A 6,003-nucleotide genomic window follows, 5' to 3' on the forward strand; every position below is an offset into this window, starting at 1 on the left:
GCACGGGCAACAAAAACGCGGCACGGGAGGCGGAGGGTTCCGGGGCTGCGCCCGGACCCCCTGGGGCTCCGCCCCAGACCCCGCGCCTCAAACGCCGGCGAGGCTGGATTTGGCCGGCCCCGGCTCGCCCGTGCGCGCGGCGCACGCTGCTCGGTGACCCGAAATCCAGCCCCTCCGGCGTTTGAGGAGCGGGGGTCCGGGGGCTGGCCCCCGGCGACGGTGCCGCACCCGGCAGGGGTCCGGGCGGAGCCCGGGGAACGGTGGAAGGGTGGGTAGGGGACCTCGCCCCGCAGGGCCAACCCAGCCGCACCCGACCACGCCAGGTCCGGCCAAGCCGGGTCGGGTCCGGGGTCGGGTCCGGGGTCGGGTCCGGGGTCGGGTCCGGGGTCGGGTCCGGGCCAGGCTGGCCGGGGCCAGCTACGGCCCGGCCCGGGGCCGGGGCGGAGATTCGGGGAGCGGGGGAAGGGCGTGTCGGGACTCGGAGCCGCGCAGCGGTAGCCGGGGGTGCAGCCGCGCAGCGGCAGGGCGGGGGGCAGCAGTCGCGCAGCGACGGGCAGGGGGGTCAGTAGGACTTGGGGAGGCCCAGGGTTTGGTGGGAGATGTAGTTGAGGATCATCTCGCGGCTGACCGGGGCTATCCGGGCCACCCGGGAGGCGACGATCAGTGCGGCCAGGCCGTATTCGCGGGTGAGGCCGTTGCCGCCGAGGGTGTGGACGGACTGGTCCACCGCACGGACGCACGCCTCCCCCGCCGCGTACTTCGCCATGTTCGCCGCCTCCCCCGCGGCCATGTCGTCTCCGGCGTCGTACAGGCGGGCAGCCTTCTGCATCATCAGGCGGGCCAGTTCGAGGTCGATGTGGGCGGCTGCCAGGGGGTGCGCTATGGCCTGGTGGGCGCCGATGGGGGCCTTCCAGACCTGGCGGGTCTTCGCGTAGTCGACGGCCCGGGCGAGGGCGTAGCGGCCCATGCCGATGGCGAAGGCGGCGGTCATGACGCGTTCGGGGTTGAGGCCGGCGAAGAGCTGGAGGAGGCCCGCGTCCTCGTCGCCGACCAGCGCGGAGGAGGGGAGGCGTACGTCGTCCAGGACCAGCTCGAACTGCTTCTCCGCCGCCTGGAGTTCCATGTCGATGGGGGTGTGGGCGAAGCCGGGGGTCTCTCGGGGGACGATGAACAGGCAGGGTTTGAGGCTGCCCGTCCGGGCGTCTTCGGTGCGGCCCACTATGAGGGTGGCGTCGGCGATGTCCACGCCGGAGATGAAGACCTTGCGGCCGGTGAGGAGCCAGTCGTCGCCGTCGCGGCGGGCGGTGGTGGTGATGCGGTGGGAGTTGGAGCCGGCGTCGGGTTCGGTGATGCCGAAGGCCATGGTGCGGGTGCCGTCGGCGAGGCCGGGTAGCCAGGCCCGCTTCTGCTCCTCGGTGCCGAAGCGGGCGATGACCGTGCCGCAGATGGCGGGCGAGACGACCATCATGAGGAGCGGGCAGCCCGCGGCGCCGAGTTCTTCGAGGACGATGGACAGTTCGGCGATGCCGCCGCCCCCGCCGCCGTACTCCTCGGGGAGGTTGACTCCGAGGTAGCCCAGTTTGGCGGCGTCCGCCCACAGTTCGTCGGGGTGGCCGCCCTCCCGGGCGATGCGGGCGAGGTACTCGCGCCCGTACTTGCGGCCGAGGGCGGCGACCGCCGCGCGCAGGGCCTGGTGCTCTTCGGTTTCGAGGGTCGGGGTGCCGAGGGTCGGGGTGCCGAGGGTCGGGGTGCCGGGGGTGGAGCTCATGCTTCCTCCTGGACTACGGCGAGCAGGGCGCCGAATTCGACCTGTTGGCCGGTGACGGCGTGGAGCGCGGTGAGCGTGCCGGAGGCGGGGGCGAGGATGCGGTGCTCCATCTTCATGGCCTCCAGCCAGAGCAGGGGCTGCCCGGCGGTGACGGGGCTGCCGGGGGCGAGGCCCTCGGCGACCCGGACGACGGTGCCGGGCATGGGGGCGAGCAGGGAGCCCGGTTCGGTGCGGTCCTGGGGGTCCTCGAACCGGGGGACGGCCGTCAGGGCGTGGGCGCCGAGCACGGAGTCCACGTACACCGTGTTCGATTTATGTTTCACGTGGAACAGCCGCCGGACCCCGTCCACTTCGAGGGTCACCGCGTGCCGCGCGGCGGACAGGACGCGCACACCGAGGTGGTCCAGGAGTTCCGGGGGTCCGCTGCGGGCCGGGTGGTAGCGGATTTCGTACTCGGCGGCCCCGGCGGCCGTGTAGCGGCGGGTCTGCGGCTGGGAGCGGAGGTTGCGCCAGCCGCCGAGGCGGGCGGCGAGCGGGGCCTCCGGGTCGGGGGCGGCCTCGGCGAGGGCGGCGGCGAGCGCGCAGAGCACGGGGGCCCGGTCGTCGGGGGCGGTGTCGGTGAGGGCCGGCAGGTGGCGCTCGTAGAACCCGGTGTCGAGCCGCGCCGCCGCGAACTCCGGGTGCCGCAGGGACCGTACGAGGAGTTCCCGGTTGGTGGTCAGCCCGTGGATCCGGGCCCCGGCGAGGGCATGGGCCAGGGCGCGGACCGCCTCGGCGCGGGTCGGGGCATGGGCGACGACCTTGGCCAGCATGGCGTCGTAATGGACGGAGACGGTGTCCCCGTCGGTGAAACCGGTGTCCACGCGGACCGTGGCGGGGACGTCGAGGGTGTGCAGGACGCCGGTCTGCGGACGCCAGTCGGCGGCCGGGTCCTCGGCGTAGAGGCGGGCCTCGACGGCGTGTCCGGCGGGCGTGGGAGGTTGCAGGGGCAGCGCGGCGCCCTCGGCGATGCGCAGTTGCAGGGCGACGAGGTCGATCCCGAAGACCTCTTCGGTGACGGGGTGTTCCACCTGGAGGCGGGTGTTCATCTCCAGGAAGTACGGGCGGCCCTCGGCGGTGACCAGGAACTCCACCGTGCCCGCACCCTCGTACGAGACCGCGCGGGCGGCGGCCACGGCGGCCTCGTGGAGGGTGGTGCGCAGGGCCTCGGGGAGGCCGGGCGCGGGGGCTTCCTCGATGACCTTCTGGTGGCGCCGCTGGAGGGAGCAGTCGCGGGTGCCGAGCGCCCAGACGGTGCCGTGGGAGTCGGCGAGGATCTGCACCTCGACGTGGCGGCCGCGCTCCACGTAGGGCTCGGCGAAGACCTCTCCGTCGCCGAAGGCGGACAGGGCCTCGGCGGAGGCGGCCTCCAGGGATTCCTTGAGGGTGTCCAGGTCGCGGACCACCCGCATCCCGCGGCCGCCGCCGCCCGCGGCGGCCTTGAGGAGCAGCGGGAGGTCGGCGGAGGTGGCAGCGTGCGGGTCGACGGGGTCGAGCAGCGGAACCCCGGCGGCGCGCATCAGCTCCTTGGCCCGGGTCTTGGAGGCCATGGCCTCCATGGCCTCGGGCGGCGGGCCGACCCAGGTGAGCCCGGCGGCGCGGACGGCGCGGGCGAAGTCGGCGTTCTCGGAGAGGAACCCGTAACCGGGGTGGACGGCGTCGGCGCCCGCCGCGAGGGCGGCGCCGATGACCAGGTCGCCGCGCAGGTAGGTGTCGGCGGGGGCCGCTCCGGGCAGCCGGACGGCCGCGTCGGCCGTGCGGACGTGCAGGGCGTCGGCGTCGGGGTCGGAGTGGACGGCGACGGTGGCCAGGCCCAGGGTGCGGGCCGTGCGGAACACGCGGACGGCGATCTCGCCGCGGTTGGCGACGAGGAGCGAGGTCAGGGGGGTGGGCGGGGTCGTGGTCATGTGCGGGCTCACATCCGGAAGACGCCGAAGCCGCCACGGGCGCCCTCGACGGGGGCGTTGTGGACGGCCGAGAGGCACAGGCCGAGGACGGTGCGGGTGTCGCGGGGGTCGATGACCCCGTCGTCGTACAGCCGCCCGGACAGGAACATCGGCAGGGACTCGGACTCGATCTGCGCCTCCACGAAGGCGCGCATGCCGGCGTCGGCCTCCTCGTCTTTGGCGTCGTACGTGTGCCCCTTCGCCGCGGCCGACTGCCGGGAGACGATGGAGAGGACGCCGGCGAGCTGGGCGGGGCCCATGACGGCGGACTTGGCGCTGGGCCAGGCGAAGAGGAAGCGGGGCTCGTAGGCGCGGCCGCACATGCCGTAGTGGCCGGCGCCGTAGCTGGCGCCGATCAGGACGGAGAGGTGGGGGACCTTCGAGTTCGAGACCGCGTTGATCATCATCGAGCCGTGTTTGATGATGCCGCCCTGCTCGTACTCCTTGCCGACCATGTAGCCGGTGGTGTTGTGGAGGAAGAGGAGCGGGATGTCGCGCTGGTTGGCGAGCTGGATGAACTGGGCCGCCTTCTGCGATTCCGCGCTGAACAGCACCCCTTGGGCGTTGGCGAGGATGCCGACCGGGTAGCCGTGGAGGCTGGCCCAGCCGGTGACGAGGCTGGTGCCGTAGAGCGGCTTGAACTCGTCGAAGTCGGAGGCGTCGACGATCCGGGCGATGACCTCGCGCGGGTCGAAGGGGGTCTTGAGGTCGGCCGGGACGATCCCGAGGAGCTCCTCCGGGTCGTGGAGGGGTTCCTCGGCGCGTACCGGATCGGGCACGGCCTTGCGGTGGTTGAAGCGGGCCACGACGCGGCGGGCCTGGCGGATGGCGTCGTGCTCGTCGAGGGCGTAGTAGTCGGCGAGGCCGGAGGTCCGGGCGTGCATGTCGGCTCCGCCGAGGGACTCGTCGTCGCTCTCCTCGCCGGTGGCCATCTTGACGAGCGGCGGGCCTCCCAGGAACACCTTGGAGCGGTCCTTGATCATGATGGTGTGGTCGGACATGCCGGGGATGTACGCGCCTCCGGCGGTGGAGTTGCCGAAGACCACGGCGACGGTGGGGATTCCGTCGGCCGAGAGCCGGGTGAGGTCGCGGAAGATGGCGCCGCCCGGGATGAAGATCTCCTTCTGGGAGGGGAGATCGGCGCCGCCGGACTCGACGAGGCTGATGCAGGGCAGTCGGTTCTGGCGGGCGATCTCGTTGGCCCGCAGGGCCTTCTTGAGCGTCCAGGGGTTGGAGGCGCCGCCTCGGACCGTGGGGTCGTTGGCGGTGACCAGGCACTCGACGCCCTCGACGGTACCGATGCCGGTCACCATGGAGCCGCCGACCGGGTAGTCGCTGCCCCAGGCGGCCAGCGGGGACAGCTCCAGGAACGGGGTGTCCGGATCGAGGAGCAGCTCCACGCGCTCCCGGGCGAGGAGCTTGCCGCGGGTCCTGTGGCGGGCGGTGTACTTCTCGCCGCCCCCGGCGAGGGCCACGGCGTGCGCGGCATCGAGCTCGGCGAGGCGCTCCAGGGCGGCGGTACGGGCCTGCGCGTGCTCTTGGGCGAGCGGGTCGACGGCGCTCTTGAGGCGGGTCACGGGGTCCCCTCCGGGGCGGTGGTCGGTACGGGGGGCTGCGCGGGTGGCGACGCCTGGGCTACGGGGCCCTGCGCGGGCGGTTGCAGCGGTGCTGCGGGGTGCACCGCGGGTGGCCCCGGCGGGGCTGCGGAGGGCTCCACCGGCGGCCCCGGCAGGGCTGCGGGAGGCTCCGCCGGTGGTTGCAGTAGGGCTGTGGGGATGTCCACGTGGCGGGAGCGGAGCCATTCGCCCAGGGCCTTGGCCTGGGGGTCGAAGCGGTGGCCGGAGGCTACGCCGGCGCCGAGGATCCGGGTGATGGTGAAGTTGAGGGAGCGGAGGTTGGGGAGTGCGTGGCGGGTCACCTCCAGGGGGGCGGTTTCGGGGAGGAGCTCCTTGAAGGCGTCGACGGTGAGCGTGTGGTGGAGCCACTCCCAGGCGGGGGCGCTCTCGGCCCACACCCCGACGTTGGCGTCCCCGCCCTTGTCGCCGCTGCGGGCCCCGACGATGGTGCCGAGCGGCACCCGGCGGGTGGGCGGCGCCGGGTCCGGCGCAGCCGGGGCATGCGGGTCCGGGATGGTGGGCCCTGCGGGGCTTTCCCCCACCCCGCCCCTTCCCGAAACCGGGGCTCCGCCCCGGACCCCTTCGGGGGCTCCGCCCCCGGACCCCCGCTCCTCAAACGCCGGAGGGGCTGGAT

General features: G+C 73.9%; 3 protein-coding genes and 1 pseudogene. All 4 read right to left on the bottom strand.

All coding sequences use genetic code 11. From position 1 onward, the window contains the following. Positions 1-562: 562 nt before the first annotated feature. Positions 563-1,768, bottom strand: a complete 1,206-nt coding sequence (locus ACFWNV_RS38955) for an acyl-CoA dehydrogenase family protein (protein ID WP_383956876.1) — start codon at positions 1,766-1,768, stop codon at positions 563-565. Further along, the gene (locus tag ACFWNV_RS38960; RefSeq protein ID WP_383956879.1) at positions 1,765-3,714 is read right to left on the bottom strand and encodes a biotin carboxylase N-terminal domain-containing protein; all 1,950 of its coding nucleotides are present in this window, start codon (positions 3,712-3,714) and stop codon (positions 1,765-1,767) included. The genes ACFWNV_RS38955 and ACFWNV_RS38960 overlap by 4 nt, the downstream gene beginning before the upstream one ends. Before the next feature lie 8 nt (positions 3,715-3,722). Further along, positions 3,723-5,330: an acyl-CoA carboxylase subunit beta gene (locus ACFWNV_RS38965; RefSeq protein WP_383956881.1), complete on the bottom strand. Its 1,608-nt coding sequence runs from the start codon at positions 5,328-5,330 to the stop codon at positions 3,723-3,725. Next, positions 5,327-6,003: pseudogene (locus ACFWNV_RS38970) on the bottom strand (hypothetical protein); the annotation flags it as partial. The pseudogene ACFWNV_RS38970 and the gene ACFWNV_RS38965, both read right to left, overlap by 4 nt.

The sequence above is a fragment of the Streptomyces sp. NPDC058401 genome, from assembly GCF_042722885.1.
Taxonomy (GTDB): Bacteria; Actinomycetota; Actinomycetes; order Streptomycetales; family Streptomycetaceae; genus Streptomyces.

Bases quoted from the DNA above. Each gene is read 5' to 3' on its own strand.
- ACFWNV_RS38955 (WP_383956876.1), bottom strand. From the start codon at position 1,768: ATGAGCTCCACCCCCGGCACCCCGACCCTCGGCACCCCGACCCTCGGC.
- ACFWNV_RS38960 (WP_383956879.1), bottom strand. From the start codon at position 3,714: ATGACCACGACCCCGCCCACCCCCCTGACCTCGCTCCTCGTCGCCAAC.